Consider the following 19,897-nt stretch of genomic DNA (forward strand, 5'->3'; position numbering starts at 1 on the left):
CGTCACCGCTGCACGTGCTTGGTCCGCCTCAATTCGGCCGACGCATCCGCCTCGGTCCAGGACTGCGGCCTGACCTTGTCGCCGGCGGCGAACTTCTGGAAACCCTCGACCACCACCTTGTCGCCGGCCTTCAGCCCTTCGATCACGAACCATTGGCCATCCTGCACCGATCCGGTGCGTACGGATTGAACCGCGACGCGGTTGTCGTCCTTGACCACGAACACTTCGCTGCCGCCGCCGCCGTTGCGCTGGATCGCCTGCTGCGGCACCGCGATGGCGTCGGTGTCGATGCCCTGCTCGATCAGGACGCGTACATACATGCCCGGCAGCAGTTCGCGCCTCGGATTGGGAAACTCGCCGCGCAACGTCACCTGCCCGGTATGGGCGTCGACCTTGGCGTCCGAGAACAGGAGCTTGCCGGGCGCCGCATAGACCGCGCCGTCGTCGAGCACGAGGCGGACCCTGGCCGCATCTGGCGCAATGCGGTCGAGTTCGCCGCGTTCGAGCGAACGCCTGAGATGATTGAGCTCGGCGACCGATTGGGTGAAGTCGGCGTAAATCGGATCGAGCTGTTGAATGGTCGCGAGGTTGGTCTCGTTCTGCACGACGAGAGCGCCTTCGCTGACCAGCGCCGCGCCGACCACCCCGTCGATCGGGGCGCGGATCGTGGCGTAACTCAGATTGAGCCTGGCGCGCGCGACTTCCGCCTTGCGCCCCTCGACTTCGGCCTCCGCCTGACGCATGGCTCCGTTGGCTTTTTCATTTTCCGCTTCCGAGGTGGCGTGCTGGCTGGTCAGCAAAGCAATTCGGCGCGCCTGCTGGGACGCCTGCTCGAATGCTGCGATCGCCTTCGCCAAAGCAGCTTCGCTGGACTGCACCTCGACCTCGAACGGCCGCGGATCGATCCGGTACAGCGGATCGCCGGCCTTGACCTCGCCGCCCTGACTGAATGTGCGCTCGATGACGATGCCGGAAACGCGCGGGCGGACATCGGAAACCCTGGTCGGTGCGACACGCCCCGGCAGTTCGCGCACCAGCGCGCGCGACTGCGGTTTGATGGTGACGATGCTGACGTCGGGCTCGAAGGTTTGTGCCGCCGCGACCGCAGATGTCGGCTGGTCGCATCCGCCGAGCAGCGGCGCCATCGCAGCCAACATCAGCACGATGCCTGCCGATTGCGCGCGAAGTCCAGTCATGAAAAGGGTCGCCCCAAGTTTGAGTTCGGCTCGGATTGCAGTCCCGCACACTCGCGGCATCGCAATGATTCCGCATTGTTGTCGAAATGAGATTAGGTGAGCTCTGCTGCGATGCAATACGCTTGGTGGCGGCGCAATGTCACACTACGCTATATCGTTGAATAAACGCTGGTTTTGCCGCGGTCACCCGATCGTGAATCGGTGTGATTTCGGGTTCCAAAAATGCCCGTCCGGCCGGTGACTACGAACCCGCCGTTTGGTTGCTCAGAGAGGCAGCAATCGGCAAGATTGTTGGGCGCAGCGAGAAATCGGGGAGCGACCGTCCGGGGCGTATCTGAGCTTTTTTCTCCGTCCCGCTGTGCCATATTGGTCCCCGAAAAAGCGGTTCCTCGCAACGGATGACACCGACAAATGCCCTCTGCCCGCTCCGCGATGGAGATCGAACTGAACAAATTATCCTCGCCCCGGATCTTCCTGGTGCGGATGCTGGTGTTCCTGGTGCTGTGCACGCTGCTGCTGGTCGTGCTCTACAAGCAGATCGTGACAGCGTTTTTCGCCAATCCCGGCCTCAATGCCCTGATCGGCGCGGTGCTCCTGATCGGCATCATCCTGTCGTTCCGGCAGGTGATCCGGCTCTATCCGGAGGTCGCCTGGGTCAACAGTTTCCGCATTTCCGATCCCGGTCTCGCGGTCGAGCGGCAGCACCCCACGCTGCTGGCGCCGATGGCCGCGATCCTCGGCGGCGAGCGCACCGGGCGGATGACGATCACACAGCAGACCATGCGGCATCTCCTGGATTCGATCGCCACCCGGCTCGACGAGGCCCGCGACATCTCCCGCTACATGACCGGCCTGTTGGTGTTCCTCGGGCTGCTCGGCACCTTCTGGGGCCTGATCGAGACCGTCGGCTCGGTCGGCAAGGTGATCGACGGCCTCAAGGTCGGCGGCGACGCCGGCTCCCTGTTCGACACCCTCAAGGAGGGCTTGGCCGCGCCGCTCGGCGGCATGGGCATCTCGTTTTCGTCGTCGCTGTTCGGACTGGCGGGTTCGCTGATCCTGGGCTTTCTCGATCTGCAGTCGAGCCAGGCGCAGAACCGCTTCTATACCGACCTCGAGGACTGGCTGGCCTCCACGGTGCGCGAATATTCGCGCGAGGGCGGCACGGGCCCGGGCGGCGAACTCCAGGCCGCCGTCGAGCGATTGCGGCTGACCCTGGAAGAAGGCGGCGCCAGCCGCGGCACCACCGCGGCGATGGCCAATCTCGCCGAAGCCATTCAGGGCCTGGTCACGCATATGCGAACCGAGCAGCAGATGATCCGCGAATGGGCCGACGGCCAGGGCGAGCAGAACCGCGAGATCAAGAAACTGCTGGAACGGATCGCGCGCCAACCCGAGAAGAACTGACCGGAGAATTCTGAATGGCCCTCGCCCGTGCCCGCCGCAACGAATCCGGATTCAACTACTGGCCGGGCTTCGTCGACGCGCTGTCGACGCTGGTGCTTTCGATCGTGTTCCTGCTGTCGGTGTTCCTGGTGGTGCAGTTCTTCCTGTCGCAGGAAGTCACCGGCAAGGACAAGGCGCTGGAGCAGCTCAACGTCAAGCTGGCGCAGCTCAGCGAAATGCTGTCGCTGGAAAAGCTCGGCAAGCTCAATCTCGACGATCAGCTCTCGCAGCTGCGCGCTGGGCTGGCGTCGGCCGAGAGCGAGCGCGACCGCATCAAGGGCCTCTATGACGGCCTCGCCGGCGCCGGCAGCGACGCCGCCGGCCGCGCCAGCGAACTCAACAAGGCGCTGGATTCCGAAAAGCAGGTGTCGTCGCGCGCATTGGCGCAGATCGAGGTGCTGAACCAGCAGATCAGCGCGCTGCGCCGCCAGCTCGCGGCGCTGGAGGAAGCGCTGGAGGCTTCCGAAAAGCGCGACAAGGAATCGCAAGGCCGGATCGCCGATCTCGGGCAGCGGCTGAACGTGGCGCTGGCGCAGCGGGTGCAGGAACTGTCGCGCTACCGTTCGGAATTCTTCGGCCGCCTGCGCGCCATTCTCGGCAACCGGCCCGACATCCGCATCGTCGGCGACCGCTTCGTGTTTCAGTCGGAAGTGTTCTTCGACACCGGACAGGCCTTGCTGCTGCCCGAGGGCCGCGCCGAACTCGACAAGCTGGCGACCGCGCTGATTGAACTGGACAAGCAGATTCCGGCCGAGATCGCCTGGGTGCTACGGGTCGACGGCCACACCGACGTGCGGCCGATTTTGAACAGCCCCGTGTTCAAGTCGAACTGGGAATTGTCGTCGGCGCGCGCGATCTCGGTGGTGCAGTATCTGATCTCGCTCGGTGTGCCGGCGCAGCGTCTGGTCGCGGCGGGATTTGCGGAATTCCAGCCGCTCGACACCGCCGCCACCGAAGACGCCTACCGGCGCAACCGCCGCATCGAGCTGAAGCTGACGGAACGCTGAGGGGTGAAGTCGCCAGGCAAACACTGCGTCATTGCCGGGTTTGACCCGGCAATCCATCGAAAAAGATTCTGGCGAAGCAGATGGATGCCCGGCACAAGGCCGGGCATGACGGTCTTTGCTTGATGGACAGCGCCTTTCAGCTTCGTCCCTATCGCGCCGAGGACGAGGACGCCGCCATCGCGCTGTGGCTCGAGACCTGGCGGATCGCCTATCCCTCGATCGACTTTGACGCGCGCGTCGCCTGGTGGCGTGAGCGCTGGCGCAACGAGCTGGTGCCGAAGGCCGCCATCATCGTCGCGGAACAGGCCGGCGCGATGGTCGGCTTCGTTACCATTGATTCGTCAGGCTATCTCGACCAGCTGGTGGTCGCCCCCGCTCATTGGGGATCGAAGCTTGCCACCATGCTGGTCGATGAGGCGAAGCGACGATCGCCCGATGGGGTCACGTTGAAGGTCAATGCGGACAATGCCCGCGCGATCCGCTTCTACGAGCGCAACGGATTTGTCCACGCCGGCGAGGACGTCAATCCGGCGTCGAAGCGATTGGTGCTGAAGATGGCGTGGAAGCCGTAGTGCCCTTCTTCCCTTCTCCCCTTGTGGGAGAGGGAAAGAGTCTACACGCCCTCGAACTGCAGCCGCGCCAGCCGGGCGTAGAGCCCGCCCGCGGCGACCAGTTCGGCGTGGGTGCCCTGCTCGACGATCTTGCCCTGGTCCATCACCATGATCCGGTCGCAGGACAACACGGTGGCGAGGCGATGGGCGATCACCAGCGTGGTGCGGTGGCGCATCAACTCTTCCAGCGCGGTCTGCACCAGGGTTTCGGATTCCGCATCGAGCGAGGAGGTCGCTTCATCGAGCAGCAACAGCGGCGCATCGCGCAGGATGGCGCGCGCGATCGCGATGCGCTGGCGCTGGCCGCCCGACAGCGTCACGCCGCGTTCGCCGAGCTGCGCCTCGAAGCCGCCGGGCAGCCGGCGGATGAATTCGGTGGCGTGAGCGAGCCCGGCGGCGTGCTCGACTTCCGCATCTGACGCGTCGGGCCGGCCGAAGCGGATGTTTTCGCGCGCGCTGGCGGCGAACACCACGGACTCCTGCGGCACCAGTGCGATGCGCTCCCGCAATCGCTGCGGATCGGCCGCGTTGACCGGCACGCCGTCGAACGAGATGGTTCCGGTCGCCGGATCGTAGAACCGCAGCAGCAGGTGGAACAACGTGCTCTTGCCCGCCCCCGAGGGGCCGACGATCGCAACCTTCTCGCCGGCGCGCACGGTGAGCGAGACGCCGTCGACGGCGAGCGCATCCGGCCGGGTCGGATAGGCGAAGCGGACATTCTCGAAACCGACGTCGCCGCGCGCCGGCGCCGGGAGAGCCAGCGGCAATGCCGGTGCTGCGATCGCCGATTTGACGCGGAGGATTTCGAACAGGCGTTCCGAGGCGCCCGACGCTGCCGACAACTCGCCCCAGACTTCGCTGAGCTGGCCGAGGCCGGCGGCGGCGAACGCCGCATACAGCACGAACTGGCCGAGCCGGCCGGGGCTGATCGAGCCGGTCAGCACGTCATGCGATCCGATCCAGAGGATCGCCACCACGCTGGAAAACACGATGAAGATGATGACGGCGGTGAGCACCGCGCGGGCCCGCGTCGAACTGCGCGCCGCTTCATAGGCCTGTTCGACCTCGCCGCCGAACCGCGCATTGGCCAGCCGCTCGCTGGTATAGGCCTGCACGGTCCTGATCGCGCCAACCAGTTCGGAGGCGTACGCCGTCGCATCCGCCAGCGTATCCTGGGCGTTGCGCGACAACCGCCGCACCCAGCGCCCGAACGCCACCAGCGGAATCACGATCACCGGGATCGCCAGCAGCACCAGGCCCGACAGCCGGGGACTCGTGATCACCATCATCGTGGTGGCGCCGATGAACAGCATCAGGTTGCGCAGCGCGATCGATACCGATGCGCCGACGGCGGACTTGATCTGGGTGGTGTCGGCGGTCAGCCGCGAGATCAGTTCGCCGCTGCGCGAGGAATCGAAGAAGGCCGGCGACAGCGAAATCAGATGGGCGAACACGTCGCGCCTGAGATCGGCGACGATGCGCTCGCCGATGGTCATAACCAGGTAGAACCGCGCCGCGCTGGCGCCGGCCAGCACCGCGACCACCGCGATCATCACGCTGAAATAGGAGTTGATCATGGCGATGCCTTCGGGCGTGAAGCCGAAGTCGATCATCCGCCGCACCGCAATCGGCACCAGCAGGGTGGTGATCGCCGCAATGGTCAGCGCGATGAAGGCGAGAGTGGCGCGGCCGCGGTAGCGCGCCACATAGGGCGCCAGCGCCAACAGCGGGCGCAGCCGCGCCCGGCTCTTGGCCGGCAGCTCCGTCAGCTCTGCCTCGATGGAGGGGACCTCACCGGCCGCCAAATCGCGCGGTGGCGGCGTCTCGCCACGCCGCTGTTCAAGCCGTTCCACTGCGCTCATGAGATCCGGACCAATCGCTTTGCCAGCCCCCAGATAGGCCCGCCCGCCGACGCTGGCAAATCCGGGAAGATACTAATGCAGGATCCTGCTTTTTTGGGGCGGTACTTGGCTTGTTTTAGGGGCTTTGCTGCGTTATAGAGCGGCCCAAATCCGTCCCACAGCCATTCGAAAGACAGGCGCCGGCGCGCCGAAGGAATTGCCATGAAAGCCGAAATTCATCCGGATTATCATATGATTACGGTCGTCATGACCGACGGTACCGAGTACCAGACGCGTTCCACCTGGGGCAAGGAAGGCGACAAGCTGAACCTCGATATCGACTCCAAGTCGCACCCGGCCTGGATCGGCGGCGCCCAGCAGATGCTCGACCGCGGCGGCCGCGTATCCCGGTTCCAGAAGAAATTTTCGGGCTTCCTCAAGAAGGATTGAGGGCTCTCGGGCCTTCCGGCTTGAAGCAGACACGAAAACGCCCCGGCTCGCGCCGGGGCGTTTTTCGTTGCGCTCCCACTCTTGCGAGAGGACGCAGGACCCGAGAAAGGGAAATTAACGCGTTTGCTCGAACGCCGCCTTCAGGCGGTTGAGCTGCGGCACCAGCGGATTGCCGATCGCGGCGCGTTCCACGGCCGGCGTATGGATGGTGATATCGAGGCGGCGGACCTTGCTCTGCAGCGTCATCGAGCGGGTGATCAGATCCTGCAATGCCACCGGCAGTTTTTCGATCATGTCGTCCGGGCCGGGATCGGCGGCAGAGAGCTTGACCTTGGTCTTTTCGCGGTTGGCCTGGGACAGCGTCATCTCGCCTTCCTTGACCGCGCGGTGCAGCAACAGCCACGACGCCAGCTGCATCAGGCGGGTGGTCAGCCGCATGCTTTCGGTGGCATAGATGAGGCTGACGGCACGATCGAGCGCCTTGGCCTCGGCACGGCCGGCGCCGTCGAGATAGGCGGCGGTCTCCTCGACCAGGTCCATGCCTTCGCGGAACAGGGTGCCGAACGCCGCAGAATTGGTCAGTCTCTCGCTGAACTGAACGAGCGCGGATTCGCCTTGCGAACGGTCTGACATGGTTAACGCCTCACGCAACTGATTACTCTGCCGCGCTGGAACGCTTGGAACCAGCCGCCGGCTTATGATGAACAAATCATTACGCCCCGCCGGGCGAGAGTCCAGCCGCAAGCGCTTTTATGGTTTCCAGTGAGGTACCGAGACGCCAAAAAAGAGCCGCCGTTTCCGGCGGCTTTTGAAGTTGATAACAGGGAGGCGTCAAACAGAGTGGACAGGAGCCACTCGGTGTCCAAACAAGGACAGTGCGAGTCATATCTGAGAAAGCTTAATCGATCGTAAACGAACGATTTTGTTCAGGGTTCCTTTGCCATGTCGGCCATTGGCCGAGTGGCGGGGACGGATGCATGGTGCCTCCTCCCCCCGCGAGCGACCCGCAAGCGGACGAGGGAAGCTGCACCGCGTCCACTCTCTACGACTTGAAGAAGCTGTTGGCCGCATCCTTCGACGCGCGCTTCTTGGTCATCGCCGCCTGCAGCCGCTCGATCTCGGAAGTCATCAGCGCGATACGCTCGGTGAGTTCCTCGACCGACAGCAGCGACAGCTCCTGCCCGATCTCGTGGCTGACTTTCTTTCTCGGTCTGTCGTCGTCCTCGATGGCCATGCGTTCTACCCGGTGCTCAACATTCAGGGAGGCGGTTGCCAGCCGGAGCGCGGCTGGCTAATCAGGTGCCTCTTTCAAATTTCCCGCATTTCGCAAGGAAAAACCATGGAAAAGCTGCCCGCGCAAATGACCGTGATCGGCATCAGCAAGCCCGGCGGCCCCGAGGTGCTGTTGCCCGAGACCCGCAGCGTTCCGGTGCCCGGTCCGGGCGAAATCCTGGTCAAGGTTCTGGCCGCCGGCGTCAACCGGCCCGACGTCGCGCAGCGTTCGGGGGCCTATCCGCCGCCGCCCGGCGCCAGCGATCTGCCGGGTCTCGAAATCGCGGGCGAAGTGGTGGCGCTCGGCGCCGGCGCGAGCCGGCACAAGATCGGCGACAAGGTGATGTCGCTGGTGGCCGGCGGCGGCTACGCGCAATATTGCATCGCGCAAGACGGCCAGGCGATGACGGTGCCGCCGGCGCTGTCGATGCAGGAAGCCGGCGCCCTCCCCGAAACCCTCATGACTGTCTGGCACAATGTGTTCGAACGCGGCGGATTGCAGCCGGGCGAGACGCTGTTGATCCATGGCGGCTCCTCCGGCATCGGCACCCTGGCGATCCAGCTCGCCAAGGCGTTCGGATCCAAAGTGATCGTCACCGTCGGATCGAAGGACAAGGCCGACGCCTGCCTCAAGCTCGGCGCCGACAAGGCGATCAACTACAAGACCGAGGACTTCGTCGCCGTGGTGAAGGCCGCGACATCAGGCGCCGGCGCCAATGTCATCCTCGACATGGTCGGCGGCGACTACATCGACCGCAATTACGACGCCGCCGCGGTCGACGGCCGCATCGTCCAGATTGCGTTCCTGAGCGGACAGCCCAAGGCAAACGTTAATTTTTCCAAGCTGATGGTGAAGCGCCTGCATCACACCGGATCGACGCTGCGTCCCCGTAGTAATGCGGACAAGGCGGCGATGGTGGCCGCTATCGAGGCCAAGGTGATGCCGCTGCTGCGCGAGGGGCGCGTCAAACCCCTGATGGACAGCACTTTCCCGCTTGAAAAGGCCGCCGACGCACACCGGCGCATGGAGACCAGCGCACATATTGGCAAAATTGTGTTGGCGGTTTAACGCTCGCGAGCGATACGCGGCCGGAAACCCTTTGATTTCCCTCGCTTTCATGTCATTTATCCCGCAACGCCGGTGCTTTCGCTTGGCCCGGAAAGCCAGTTGACCGCGGAGAACTGACATTGCGTCTGATCAGGTGCCTTGCGCCCCTCGCGCTGGGCCTCATGATTGTTGCCGCCGCGCCGCCGGCGCGCGCCATCGACGCCGTCGGCGTCCGCAGTGACGCGCCCGCGATCGATCTCACCGCGGTGCTCGATCATCAGCGCAGCGACACCGACCGCATCCAGGTTTCCACCGCTCCGGGCACCGACGGCATCATCCGCCGCGTCGAGGTCCGCGCCCGCGAAGGCGGCCAGAACTGGGTGGTGTTCGCGCTCGCCAACAACACCGACGACCAGCTCGACCGCCTGATCGTCGCACCGCATTATCGCATCGTGTCGTCGGGCCTGCTGTGGCCCGATCTCGGACTGTCGCGCATCGCCACCATCACGCCGTCGACCGGCGACCGCCCCGAGCGCCAGGAGAGCGCGACCGCCGATATCTTCCGCATCACGCTCGATCCCGGCGCCGTCATCACCTTCGTCGCGGAGTTGCGCACCGACAAGCTGCCGCAGCTCTATCTGTGGGAGCCCGAGGCCTACAAGGACAAGGTCAATTCGTTCACGCTGTACCAGGGCATCGTGATCGGCATTTCCGGCCTGCTGGCGCTGGTGCTGACCATCCTGTTCGTGGTCAAGGGCAGCATCATGTTCCCCGCCGCCGCGGCGCTGGCATGGGCGGTGCTGGTCTATATCGGCGTCGACTTCGGCTTCTGGGGCAAGGTGCTCGACATGTCGAACAACGCCGAGCGGGTATGGCGCGCGGCGGGCGAAGCGATCCTGGCGGCGACGCTCTTGGTGTTCCTGTTCGCCTACCTCAACCTCAGCCGCTGGCATGTGCGCTACTCCCACATCACCGTCGGCTGGCTGGTCTTTCTCGGCTCCCTCGTCGCGCTGGCGCTGTTCGATCCCGCGGTCGCCTCCGGCATCGCGCGGATGTCGCTGGTCTTGATCGCCTTCGCAGGCTTCGCGCTGATCGTTTATCTCTCGACCCACGGCTTCGACCGCGCGGTGCTGCTGATTCCGACCTGGTTTCTGCTGGTGGTGTGGGTGATCGCGGCCGGCATGACGGTGGCGGGCTCCGTCACCAACGACATCGTCGGGCCCGCGCTGCTCGGCGGCCTCGTGCTGATCGTGATGCTGATCGGATTTACTGTCATGCAGCACGCCTTCGCCGGCGGGGGTGCTACCACCGGCGTGGTCTCCGACGTCGAGCGCCGGGCGCTGGCGCTGACCGGATCGGGCGACCTGATCTGGGACTGGGACGTCTCGGCCGACAAGGTGTTCACCAGCCCGGAGACCGAAGCCCTGCTGGGCCTGAAACGCGGCACGCTGGAAGGCCCCGCCGCGAAATGGCTCGAGGTGCTGCATCCGCTCGACCAGGATCGCTTCCGCGCCGCGCTCGACAGCGTGCTCGACCAGCGCCGCGGCCGGCTGGTGCAGGATTTCCGGCTGCGCACGCCGGACGGCCATTTCATGTGGTTCGCGCTGAAGGCGCGCCCGGTGGTCGGCTCCGACGGCGAAGTCTCGCGGGTGGTCGGCACCCTGACCGACGTCACCGAGAGCAAGAACGCCGAGGAACGCCTGCTGCACGATTCCGTGCACGATAACCTCACCGGCCTGCCGAACCGCCAGCTCTTCATGGACCGCCTCGGCGCGGTGGCCAATTTCGCCAAGACCATGCCGAACCTGCGGCCGACGCTAATGGTGATCGACCTCGATCGCTTCAAGCAGGTCAACGATTCCGTCGGCATCGCGGTCGGCGATTCCATCCTGCTGACGCTGGCGCGGCGGCTGACCCGTATCCTGAAACCGCAGGACACGCTGGCGCGGCTCGCCGGCGACCAGTTCGGCCTGATCCTGATGTCGGAGCAGGACCCGGCGCGCATCACCGCGTTCGCCGAGACCATCCGCAAGACCATCCGGGCGCCGATCGCCTTCAACGACCGCGAGATCTTCCTCACCGCCTCGATCGGGCTCGCGCTGTCCGATCCGCAGACCCAGCTGTCCGACGAGATCATCAAGGACGCCGAGCTGGCGATGTATCACTCCAAGCGGATCGGCGGCGACCGCATCGACGTCTACAAGCCGGCGATGCGCGCCCGCAAGACCGACCGGCTGACGCTGGAAAGCGAATTGCGCCGCGCCATCGAGCGCGAGGAAATCACCATTCTCTACCAGCCGATCGTGCGGCTGGAAGATCGCTCGATCGCCGGCTTCGAGGCGCTGGCGCGCTGGGACCATCCCAAGCTCGGCCGGATGTCGCCGGTGGAATTCATCTCGATCGCCGAAGAGATCGGCCTGATCGTCGATCTCGGCATGTTCGTGCTCGACCAGACCGCGAAGCAGCTCGCGATCTGGCAGCGCGCGATGCGTTCGCGCGAGCCGATCTTTGCCTCTGTCAACGTCTCCTCGCGGCAATTGCTGCGACACGATTTGATCCACGACATCCGCACCGTGCTGTCGCGCTCCTCGGTGGCGCGCGGCACGCTGAAGCTGGAATTGACGGAATCGCTGGTCATGGAAAACCCGGAACACGCCGCGCAAATGCTGACGCGGATCCGCGAGCTCGGCACCGGACTGTCGCTCGACGATTTCGGCACCGGCCATTCGTCGCTGGCCTATCTGCAGCGCTTTCCGTTCGACACCATCAAGATCGACCAGTCCTTCGTCCGCACCACCAGCCGCGGCACCCGCCCGGTGATCCTGAAATCAATCATCGCGCTCGCCCACGACCTCGGCATGGACGTGGTCGCCGAAGGCGCCGAGACCGATTCCGATGCGGTCGAACTCTATCAATTGGGCTGCGAATACGCGCAGGGCTTCGCCTTCGGCGAGCCGATGGACGCCGACGCCGCAATGCGGCTGTTGACGGAAGAGCGGCTCGAAGCGGCGAGTTGATCCCTCCTGCCCGTCATACCCCGCGAAAGCGGGGTATCCAGTACGCCGCAGCCTTTCGATTCTATTACTGACGCCTCTGGAATACTGGATCGTCCGCATTCGCGGACGATGACGACTGAGTATGAATTCGCGATCTCGCGCCGCGAAGCGACCGAGGTTTGCGGTTGGTTCCTTCCGTACCCTCAAAAAGGAGGGTGCAGGGAAAGCCGGGTGCGCGCTGCACCCGCGGTCTCGTGTGCAAAGATGCACATAGAAGAACGCACACGAGCATACAGGTTCAGCGGAGGCAATCCGGCCTTCCCTGCGCAATGGCTTTACGGCTTATGCCACGCTCTCCCCGGCGACGAATTCGTCTTGCCACCGTCGTTGGCGGATTAAGGCTGGTCAAGCTCGGTTGAGTTGACTTCGCCTCCGCCCAACTTGGCACCAGCAACGGGTGTCGGGACCACATGGTTTTGCCGTACGCTTCAGCGCCGCCGCCTGCGTATCGTTGACCGCTCACAGGCAAAGCCCGCCCTGCAATCACGTTTCACGCCTGACGCTGTCACGTCCACCGCATCCCATCCCGCGTTCGTGACGATCGCGATACGCCCCTCTTGCCGGGTGAGACGGGCGGATTCAAATCACTGATTTGCCCGACGGGACCAGCGAAATATTTTTGCAAAGCGGGCTGGACAGCAAAACCGGTGATTTGCCCGTCGGGTCAGAATACCGGGAATTTCACGGCGCGCCGCGGCCGCCTCGGGCACTTTTCGGGAGTTGTTTCTGACCTGCGGCACGTCCGTTCGTGGTCGTCAAGCGGACATCGTTTCGGATCGCACCGAAGTGCGAAAATGACCCGGAGCGGACCTGGTAGCGGCCTTCAGCGACTTCCGCTCATCGGCGCCTCGGTCGTGATTGATGCTGCGATTTCATCAGGTCTAGTTGCAGACGACCGGTAGCGCTTCCAATTGTTGATCACGGCTTCGTATCTGACAGGTTTCCTTGTCAGAAGAATCGGTTCGGATCCCGGGGACACCGCACCTGCAAATTCAGCCGGTGCCGCATTGGATACCCATGACGCCGCCCTCGGGTAACTGGCGATGAAGCCGAGCAGGCACGCAACCATTATTCCGATCAGGGCCGACAATGCCCAAGCGCTATGTACAAGCTGATGACCATCAGGGCGAATGACTCTTGGCATCCTCCGCTCCTATGTTGGATCGCCATTTCAAGCTCGAAACTCGATGGCGCTGTGAAGTCCTCACTATCCACCCAAGCCCACTGGTATGGGTCCCGAGACGTTCGCGAAGGTTCAACGGTGACGACAAAATGTGATTCGCGCGAATGAGCAGATCGGGCAATGAGGCTGTCTCAAATTCACTTGCCATTGGGACCGTGCTCCGGGGCTAATCTGGCGTGGCGTACAATGAGTAGTGACGTCGCTCTTCGGCACTTTTCGGACCTCGCTCAATTTCCGGCTTGGGTCCGTCATGCGCACCAAAGCGGCCGTCCAATAAACCTGCGGATCGCGGACGCCCGCGATGCGGTTTCTGAAGGAAGTGCGGCTCGAACCGGCGAGCTATTTCTCGCTATCATTTTCGTCATCACCGTCATTGCCGGGCTTGACCCGGCAATCCATCCGCTTCGGGAAAGTTCCTTGCGAAGATCGATGGACACGCGGGTCAAGCCCGCGTGTGACGGCCATGTCTGATGCCGCCACCTTTCGCTGGAATGACCTTCAATTACCGGACGGGCTTGTCCGGAGCCTTCATCTTCCTGAACTTCACGCTCTTGCCGTCCGCCTGCCGGGTCGCGATGTAGCCGCCGGCGAGGCAGGCCTCGCGCTGCGGCATCTTTTCCTGCGGGCTGCGCAGGGTTTCCCACCACGACGCGCGGTGCGCCGCGCGCGGCAATGCGGCGTCGATGATCTCCTCGATCTGCTCGAAGCTGAGCACGAATTCGGGCAGGGTCTGCTTCTTCAGGTAATCGCGCAGGGCGTCGTAATCGTTCACTTGGGTCCTCGGTGGTCCGGTCGCCCGCGACCTTGCTGCATTTGCAACGCGTTCGCGCGGTCCGGGGCAACGAATCGTTAACTCATTAATGTATCGTTGTCGCCACTTAAGCCGGCAGCAACGACTTTAGGCGCATCCCTCAGTTTCCGGGAGCGAACCAATGCCATTCGGACGGCGCAAGGACATGGCCAGCCGGCCCTGGCGGCCTTCGGCGAAGTTGCTGATCCTGTCAACCGTGGTGACGGTGATCGGCTTCTCCGCGATCTGCGCCAGCGTCATGCTCGACATGCGCCGCGGCGAGGAAGAACTGGCGCGCCAGTCGCTCGATAACCTGGCTTCCGGTATCGAGGCCGACATCAGCCGCAACATCGAGCTTTACGACCTGTCGCTGCGCGCCGTTGCGAGCAACATGGTGGCCCCGGAGATCGAACAGGTCAGCAAGCCGATCCGGCACTTGATCCTGTTCGATCATGCCGCGACCGCCAGGCATTTCGGCGCGATCCAGGTATTCGATGCCGGAGGGCGGCTGACCGTCGACGCCTCGACGATGGATCCGTTACCGGAAGATCGCAGCGACGAAGAGTACTTCCGGATTCATCGCGATCGCCCCGACGCCGGCCTGTTCATCAGCCGGCCGATGCTGCATCGCAGCGCCTACTCGATCGTGCTGAGCCGGCGTATCACCGACGCCGATGGAGGCTTTCTCGGCGTGGTCGCAGGCTCGATCCGCTTCAGCTACTTCCACGACCTGTTCGACCGGCTGCGCCTCGGCCCGGATGACACCATCACCGTGCTGCGCCGCGACCGCACCGTCATCATGCGCAGGCCGTTCGACCTCGACATCATCGGCAAGAATTTGGCAGACCGGCCGAAATGGAACCCGGCGAACCTGCAGGCCGGTGGATCGTATTCGGGATCCGGACCGGTGGATTCCATACCGCGGCTGTACGTCCGGCGCGACAGCGCAAGTCCCCTCTTCGTCGTGGTCGGCAAGCCGCTGGACAGCATATTGAGCCTCTGGCGCACCCAGGCTACCCGGATCGCCGCGGTGATGATGGCGCTGATCGTGTTCGTGCTTGGCACGACGCTGTTTCTCGCGCGCGAAATCGGCCGCCGCGCGCAGGCCGAGGACAAGCTCGAGGAGCTTGCGACCACCGACGCGCTCACCGGGTTGAAGAACCGGCGCAAGTTCGATGCCTCGATCGACGCCGAGTGGCGGCGCGCCGCGCGCCAGAAAGTCCCGCTCGCGCTGTTGATGATCGATGCCGACCATTTCAAATCCTACAACGACACGTTCGGACACCAGGCCGGCGACGAGGTGCTGGTCGGGGTCGCGATCTGCATTTCGGATTCGGTAAGGCGGGCCGGCGATTGCGCGGCGCGTTACGGCGGCGAGGAATTTGCCGTGCTGTTGCCGGGGTGCCCGGGGGCGGACGCGCTGGTCGTGGCCGAAACCATTCGGCAGAAGGTCCAGGACTGGTCCGACCACACCACCGTCAGCATCGGGGTCGCGAGCCTGACGCCGACCGCAGCAATGGATTGGTTCGAACTCGTCAAGGCCGCCGACAAGGCGCTCTATGCGGCCAAGGCCGGCGGCCGCAACCGCTCCGTGCAGGCCAGCGTCCCGGCGCTGACGCTGGTGGCCTAGGCGGCCGCCGTCACTTCTCCAGATACGCCTTCATCTCCGCACGCAGGCCGTCGCGCAGATCGGGCCGCGCCATGCCGAAGGCGATGTTGGCGCGCAGGAAGCCGGCCTTGGAGCCGCAATCGTGCCGCTCGCCCTCGAATTCGACGCCGTAGAAGCTCTGCGTCCTGGCGAGGCCGATCATCGCATCGGTGAGCTGGATTTCGCCGCCGGCGCCGCGCTCCTGGGTTTCCAGGATCCTGAAGATCTCCGGTTGCAGGATGTAGCGCCCGGTGATCGAGAGATTGGACGGCGCAGTGCCCTTCGGCGGCTTCTCCACCATGCCGTCGACTTCGAACATCTTGCTGCCGAGGCGCTTGCCGACGCCGCAGATGCCGTATTGATGGGTGAGATGATCGGGCACCGCCTCGACCGCGATCACGTTCGACTTGTCGCCGAGCTTGCCCGCGGCCTCGATCATCTGCGCAAGGCAGCCCGGCGTGTTCAGCACCAGCTCGTCCGGCAGTATCACTGCGAACGGCTCGTTGCCGACGATATCGCGCGCACACCACACCGCATGGCCGAGGCCGAGCGGCGCCTGTTGCCGCGTGAAGCTCATGGCGCCGGCCGCGGGCTGGTCGCGGGCCAGAATCTCCTGCTCGGCCTTCTTGCCGCGCGCGGCGAGCGTGGCGTCGAGTTCGTACATGCGGTCGAAATGGTCCTCGATCACGCCCTTGTTGCGGCCGGTGACGAAGATGAAATGCTCGATCCCGGCTTCCTTGGCCTCGTCGACCACGTACTGGATCAGCGGCTTGTCGACGATGGTCAGCATTTCCTTCGGCATCGCCTTGGTGGCGGGCAGGACGCGGGTGCCGAGACCGGCGACCGGAAAGACGGCTTTGCGGATTTTCATGGTTGTGTCGGGAAGCCTTGCGAGAGCGGGATGTGCATTTACTTGCACGTTGGTAGCCGGTTTGCAGCCGGGAACAAAGGCGGATGTGTGGTGATGATTCATCCTCCTTGCCCATTGCCCGGGCAGGAAACAAAATCCGGCCCTTGTTAAGCCATTGGAAACCGTGACAGGGCCTTCTGGGAACGGGATGTTTCGGACGGGTAGGACATGATGAGGCGGACGGGATCTTCGTTGATGGGTCGAACCGGCGCGGTCATGCTCGCGGCCGCGCTCCTGCTCGGCGGCGAAGCCAGGGCCCAAACGTCCGGCGACGGAATTTCCAACCTGCTCGGCAACATCTTCTCCGGCCAGAAATCGGGAGCGCCGGCGCAGCCGCAAGCCGCGCCCGGCCCCGGCGCTGCACCGCCGTGGAGCGGCGAGGACGGCGCCTCCGGACACCCGCTGATGACGGCTTCCGCGATCCGCGAGGCGGCGGCGAATTTCGGCAATTGCGTCGCCGCGATGTGGCCCGATGCCGCGCGCCGCCACATCTCGCAGGCAAGCTTCCAGCGCTTTACTGCCGGGCTCGAGCCCGACCTGCGCATCATGGACCTGATGGATTCGCAGCCGGAATTCACCAAGGCGATCTGGGATTATCTCGACATTCTCGTCAACGACAATCGCCTCGCCAAGGGCCGCGAGATCCTCGCCAAATACAAGCCGCAGTTCGACGCGGTGGAAAAGGCCTATGGCGTCGACCGCTACATTATCGCATCCATTTGGGGCATCGAATCCAACTACTCGACCCAGATGGGCGATCGCAGCGTGCTCAATTCCACGGCGACGCTCGCCTGCATCGGCCGCCGCCAGAAATACTTCAGGGACGAATTCCTCTCGGCGCTGGAAATCCTGCACCGCGGCGATTTGCGCCCCGAGCAGCTGCGCGGCTCCTGGGCCGGCGCGTTCGGGCCGACGCAATTCATGCCGACCGCGTTCAAGCGCTACGCAATCGACGCCGACGGCGACGGCCGCCGCGACGTGGTCGACAATCCCCATGACCTGATCGCCTCGACCGCCAACAACCTCAAGAAGGACGGCTGGCAAACCGGCGCGACCTGGGGCTACGAGGTCGTACTGCCCGCGGGCTTCAACTTCATGCTGGCGGACCGCGCCAAGGCGATGACGATCGCGCAATGGCAGCAGCTCGGCCTGGCCCGCGCCGGCGGCAAGCCGTTCCCGAATCCGGCCGACAAGGCCTATTTGCTGGCCCCGGCCGGCGCCGAGGGGCCGGGTTTCCTGATGCTGCAGAATTTCCGGGTGATCATGAAATACAACCCGGCCGAGGCCTATGCGCTGGCGATCGGCCATTTCGCCGACCGCCTGCGCGGCGGCGCGCCGTTGGTGCAGCCTTGGCCGCGGCAGGAACGGGTGCTGTCGCGGGCCGAGCGGCTGGAACTGCAGCAGCTGCTGGCCCGGCGCGGCTTCTACCAGGGCACCCCGGACGGCCAGCTCGGCGGACGGACGCGGGAGGCGCTGCGCGGCTTCCAGGCCTCGATCGGGGCGCCGGCCGACGGTTTCGCCTCCTCCGACGTTCTGGAGCGGCTCAGGGGCCGCTGAACACCCCCTGCGGCCGGCAAAAGTAACCCTGAAACCGGCATTTCCACTGCACCCTTGACGGCAGCGGCCGATGCCCGGTTTATGGCGCGAAATCTGCCCGCTTGCGGCCTGATTCCGCTATTATATTGATTGTCAGACGATCCATTGCGACCGAGCCGCATGTCCAAGCAAAAGTCCTTTTTCCGGGTGTTCACCGAAAGCGGCCCGCTGATCGTGCTGGCGGTTGCGATCGCGCTTCTGGTCGGGATCGCCGGACCGGCGTCGGCGCAGTTTTTCAATTTCGGCGGACCGCCCCGGCCGGCGGCGCCGCGCAGCGGCGGCGGCTGGTTCGGCGGCGACCTGTTTGCGCCATTCCAGCAGCAGGCGCCGAAGCGGGTCGAGAACTATTCCAGGGCGCCGCCGCCGGACAAGCGCGACCCCACCATCATCCCGGAACGCAACGTGCTGGTGCTCGGCGACGCCATGGCGGACTGGCTCGCTTACGGCCTCGAGGACGCCTATTCCGAACAGCCGGACATGGGCGTGATCCGCAAGCACAAGACCGTCTCCGGCCTGATCAAATATCAGCCCAAGGGCGAGCCTTCCGACTGGGCCGCCGCGGCAAGAGGCATTCTCGCCAACGAGAAGCCGGACGCCATCGTCGTCATGCTCGGGCTCAACGACCGCGTCGCGATCCGCGAACCGGCGGCCGACAAGTCCGAGAAGAAGGGCGACAAGAAGGACACCCGCGCCAAGACAGACGCCAAGCCTGGCGACACGAAGCCCGCGGCGAAGCCGGATGACGCGGCCGATGCCGCGAAGCACGACGGCAAGCCGGCCGACGCTGAAGCCGATGACGCCGCCGACAATGATGTGCCGTCGATCATCGCGCCGGAGAAAAGCACGCGCGCCGCAAACGGCCTGTATGAGTTTCGCGACGAGCGCTGGGTCGAGGTCTACGCCAAGAAGATCGAAGAGATGATCGGCGTCCTGAAATCCAAGGGCGTGCCGGTATTGTGGGTCGGTCTTCCGATCGTGCGCGGTCCGAAGGCGACCTCCGACATGCTGTTCCTGAATTCGCTGTATCGCGACGGCGCCGGCAAGGCCGGCATCACCTATGTCGACGTCTGGGACGGTTTCGTCGACGAGGCCGGCCGCTTCCTGCAGCAAGGTCCCGACTTCGAAGGTCAGATCCGCCGCCTGCGCTCCTATGACGGCGTGTATTTCACCAAGCCCGGCGCGCGCAAGCTTGCGCATTATGTCGAGCGCGAGATCACGCGGCTGATGGCGTCGCGTTCGGCGCCGATCACGCTGCCGACCGAGCCGGCGACGCCCGACGCCAACGCGCTGCCCGGTCAGCCGGCGCCGCGGCCGCTGGCGGGACCGATCCTGCCGCTGGTGGCTTCCTCCGTCGGCACCGATCAATTGCTCGGCGGCCCGGGCTCGCGACCGGCTGCGGTCGATGCGCTGGCGGCGCGAACCCTGGTCAAGGGCGAGCCGCTGGCGCCGCCCGCCGGTCGCGCCGATGATTTCGTCTGGCCGCGCCGCGAGGTCGGACGCGAACAGTCCAAGGGCGAAACGCCGGTGGCGTCCACGGCGCCGGACGGCGCAGTTGCGGTTCCGGGCGCCCCGCCGAAGCTAGCGCCAGCCAAGAAGCTGGTCCGCCCGGCGCAACCGGCGGCCGCGCCGTCATTGGGCAACTTCTTCGGCTTCGGCGCCTCGCCACGGCCGGCACCGCCTCCGCCCCCGCGGGCTCCCGCCACCGCGCCGCGCCCGCCGGGCAACGTCGGGCGGTCGGCATCGGCGCCGGGCGTGTTCGCACGTTAGCCGTCAATGCCGCCATTCCGGGGCGCATCGAAGATGCGAACCCGGAATCTTGTGCTGATAACTTCCGGATTCCGAGTCC

At 64.9% G+C, this 19,897-nt stretch carries 15 protein-coding genes; 9 read left to right on the forward strand and 6 right to left on the reverse strand.

Annotated features, from left to right (window positions below; all coding sequences use genetic code 11):
• Window positions 1–2: 2 nt before the first annotated feature.
• Window positions 3–1,196 (reverse strand): efflux RND transporter periplasmic adaptor subunit, encoded by a 1,194-nt coding sequence (locus KMZ68_RS23035; protein ID WP_215613422.1) that lies wholly within the window; start codon window positions 1,194–1,196, stop codon window positions 3–5.
• Between the two features lie 411 nt (window positions 1,197–1,607).
• Between KMZ68_RS23035 and KMZ68_RS23040 the strand changes: the two genes are divergently transcribed.
• The 3 genes from KMZ68_RS23040 to KMZ68_RS23050 all read left to right on the forward strand — a co-directional run bounded on the left by KMZ68_RS23040 (window position 1,608) and on the right by KMZ68_RS23050 (window position 4,218).
• Window positions 1,608–2,600 carry a flagellar motor protein MotA gene (locus KMZ68_RS23040; protein ID WP_215613423.1) on the forward strand — a complete coding sequence of 331 codons (993 nt, stop codon included), beginning with the start codon at window positions 1,608–1,610 and terminating at the stop codon, window positions 2,598–2,600.
• 14 nt (window positions 2,601–2,614) lie between these two features.
• The gene (locus KMZ68_RS23045) at window positions 2,615–3,646 is read left to right on the forward strand and encodes a peptidoglycan -binding protein (RefSeq protein WP_215613424.1); all 1,032 of its coding nucleotides are present in this window, start codon (window positions 2,615–2,617) and stop codon (window positions 3,644–3,646) included.
• A 122-nt stretch (window positions 3,647–3,768) separates the two neighbouring features.
• Window positions 3,769–4,218, forward strand: coding sequence for a GNAT family N-acetyltransferase (locus KMZ68_RS23050; RefSeq protein ID WP_215616441.1), 450 nt, complete (start codon window positions 3,769–3,771; stop codon window positions 4,216–4,218).
• Between the two features lie 41 nt (window positions 4,219–4,259).
• Here KMZ68_RS23050 and KMZ68_RS23055 read toward each other — a convergent pair whose 3' ends face one another.
• Window positions 4,260–6,119 (reverse strand): ABC transporter transmembrane domain-containing protein, encoded by a 1,860-nt coding sequence (locus KMZ68_RS23055; RefSeq protein ID WP_215613425.1) that lies wholly within the window; start codon window positions 6,117–6,119, stop codon window positions 4,260–4,262.
• Between the two features lie 201 nt (window positions 6,120–6,320).
• Between KMZ68_RS23055 and rpmE the strand changes: the two genes are divergently transcribed.
• Window positions 6,321–6,548, forward strand: a complete 228-nt coding sequence (gene rpmE, locus KMZ68_RS23060; protein WP_215603641.1) for a 50S ribosomal protein L31 — start codon at window positions 6,321–6,323, stop codon at window positions 6,546–6,548.
• A 114-nt stretch (window positions 6,549–6,662) separates the two neighbouring features.
• On the opposite strand, the gene rcdA is transcribed toward rpmE, so the two are convergent.
• Both rcdA and KMZ68_RS23070 read right to left on the reverse strand, forming a co-directional pair.
• Complete coding sequence (gene rcdA, locus KMZ68_RS23065; protein WP_215613426.1) at window positions 6,663–7,181, reverse strand: protease adaptor protein RcdA; 519 nt, start codon at window positions 7,179–7,181, stop codon at window positions 6,663–6,665.
• Between the two features lie 409 nt (window positions 7,182–7,590).
• The gene (locus tag KMZ68_RS23070) at window positions 7,591–7,782 is read right to left on the reverse strand and encodes a DUF1192 domain-containing protein (protein WP_215613427.1); all 192 of its coding nucleotides are present in this window, start codon (window positions 7,780–7,782) and stop codon (window positions 7,591–7,593) included.
• 105 nt (window positions 7,783–7,887) lie between these two features.
• Between KMZ68_RS23070 and KMZ68_RS23075 the strand changes: the two genes are divergently transcribed.
• Together KMZ68_RS23075 and KMZ68_RS23080 are read left to right on the forward strand one after the other, a co-directional pair.
• Window positions 7,888–8,889, forward strand: a complete 1,002-nt coding sequence (locus KMZ68_RS23075) for an NAD(P)H-quinone oxidoreductase (protein WP_215613428.1) — start codon at window positions 7,888–7,890, stop codon at window positions 8,887–8,889.
• A 119-nt stretch (window positions 8,890–9,008) separates the two neighbouring features.
• Entirely contained in the window at window positions 9,009–11,885 is a 2,877-nt protein-coding gene (locus KMZ68_RS23080; RefSeq protein WP_215613429.1) for an EAL domain-containing protein, read from the forward strand.
• A gap of 1,724 nt (window positions 11,886–13,609) precedes the next feature.
• Here the strand turns inward: KMZ68_RS23080 and KMZ68_RS23085 are convergent.
• Window positions 13,610–13,879 carry a DUF7662 domain-containing protein gene (locus KMZ68_RS23085; RefSeq protein WP_215613430.1) on the reverse strand — a complete coding sequence of 90 codons (270 nt, stop codon included), beginning with the start codon at window positions 13,877–13,879 and terminating at the stop codon, window positions 13,610–13,612.
• A 160-nt stretch (window positions 13,880–14,039) separates the two neighbouring features.
• Here KMZ68_RS23085 and KMZ68_RS23090 point away from each other — a divergent pair, with 160 nt between their 5' ends.
• Window positions 14,040–15,527, forward strand: coding sequence for a sensor domain-containing diguanylate cyclase (locus KMZ68_RS23090; RefSeq protein ID WP_215613431.1), 1,488 nt, complete (start codon window positions 14,040–14,042; stop codon window positions 15,525–15,527).
• Window positions 15,528–15,537: 10 nt separating this feature from the next.
• Here KMZ68_RS23090 and KMZ68_RS23095 read toward each other — a convergent pair whose 3' ends face one another.
• Window positions 15,538–16,416 (reverse strand): UTP--glucose-1-phosphate uridylyltransferase, encoded by an 879-nt coding sequence (locus KMZ68_RS23095; RefSeq protein ID WP_215613432.1) that lies wholly within the window; start codon window positions 16,414–16,416, stop codon window positions 15,538–15,540.
• A gap of 210 nt (window positions 16,417–16,626) precedes the next feature.
• Between KMZ68_RS23095 and KMZ68_RS23100 the strand changes: the two genes are divergently transcribed.
• Window positions 16,627–18,012: a lytic murein transglycosylase gene (locus KMZ68_RS23100; protein WP_215613433.1), complete on the forward strand. Its 1,386-nt coding sequence runs from the start codon at window positions 16,627–16,629 to the stop codon at window positions 18,010–18,012.
• A gap of 159 nt (window positions 18,013–18,171) precedes the next feature.
• On the forward strand, window positions 18,172–19,818 hold the full coding sequence (locus tag KMZ68_RS23105; protein ID WP_215613434.1) for an SGNH/GDSL hydrolase family protein: 1,647 nt from the start codon (window positions 18,172–18,174) through the stop codon (window positions 19,816–19,818).
• Window positions 19,819–19,897: the final 79 nt, after the last annotated feature.

Source organism: Bradyrhizobium sediminis, assembly GCF_018736105.1.
In the GTDB taxonomy this organism is placed as follows: Bacteria; Pseudomonadota; Alphaproteobacteria; order Rhizobiales; family Xanthobacteraceae; genus Bradyrhizobium.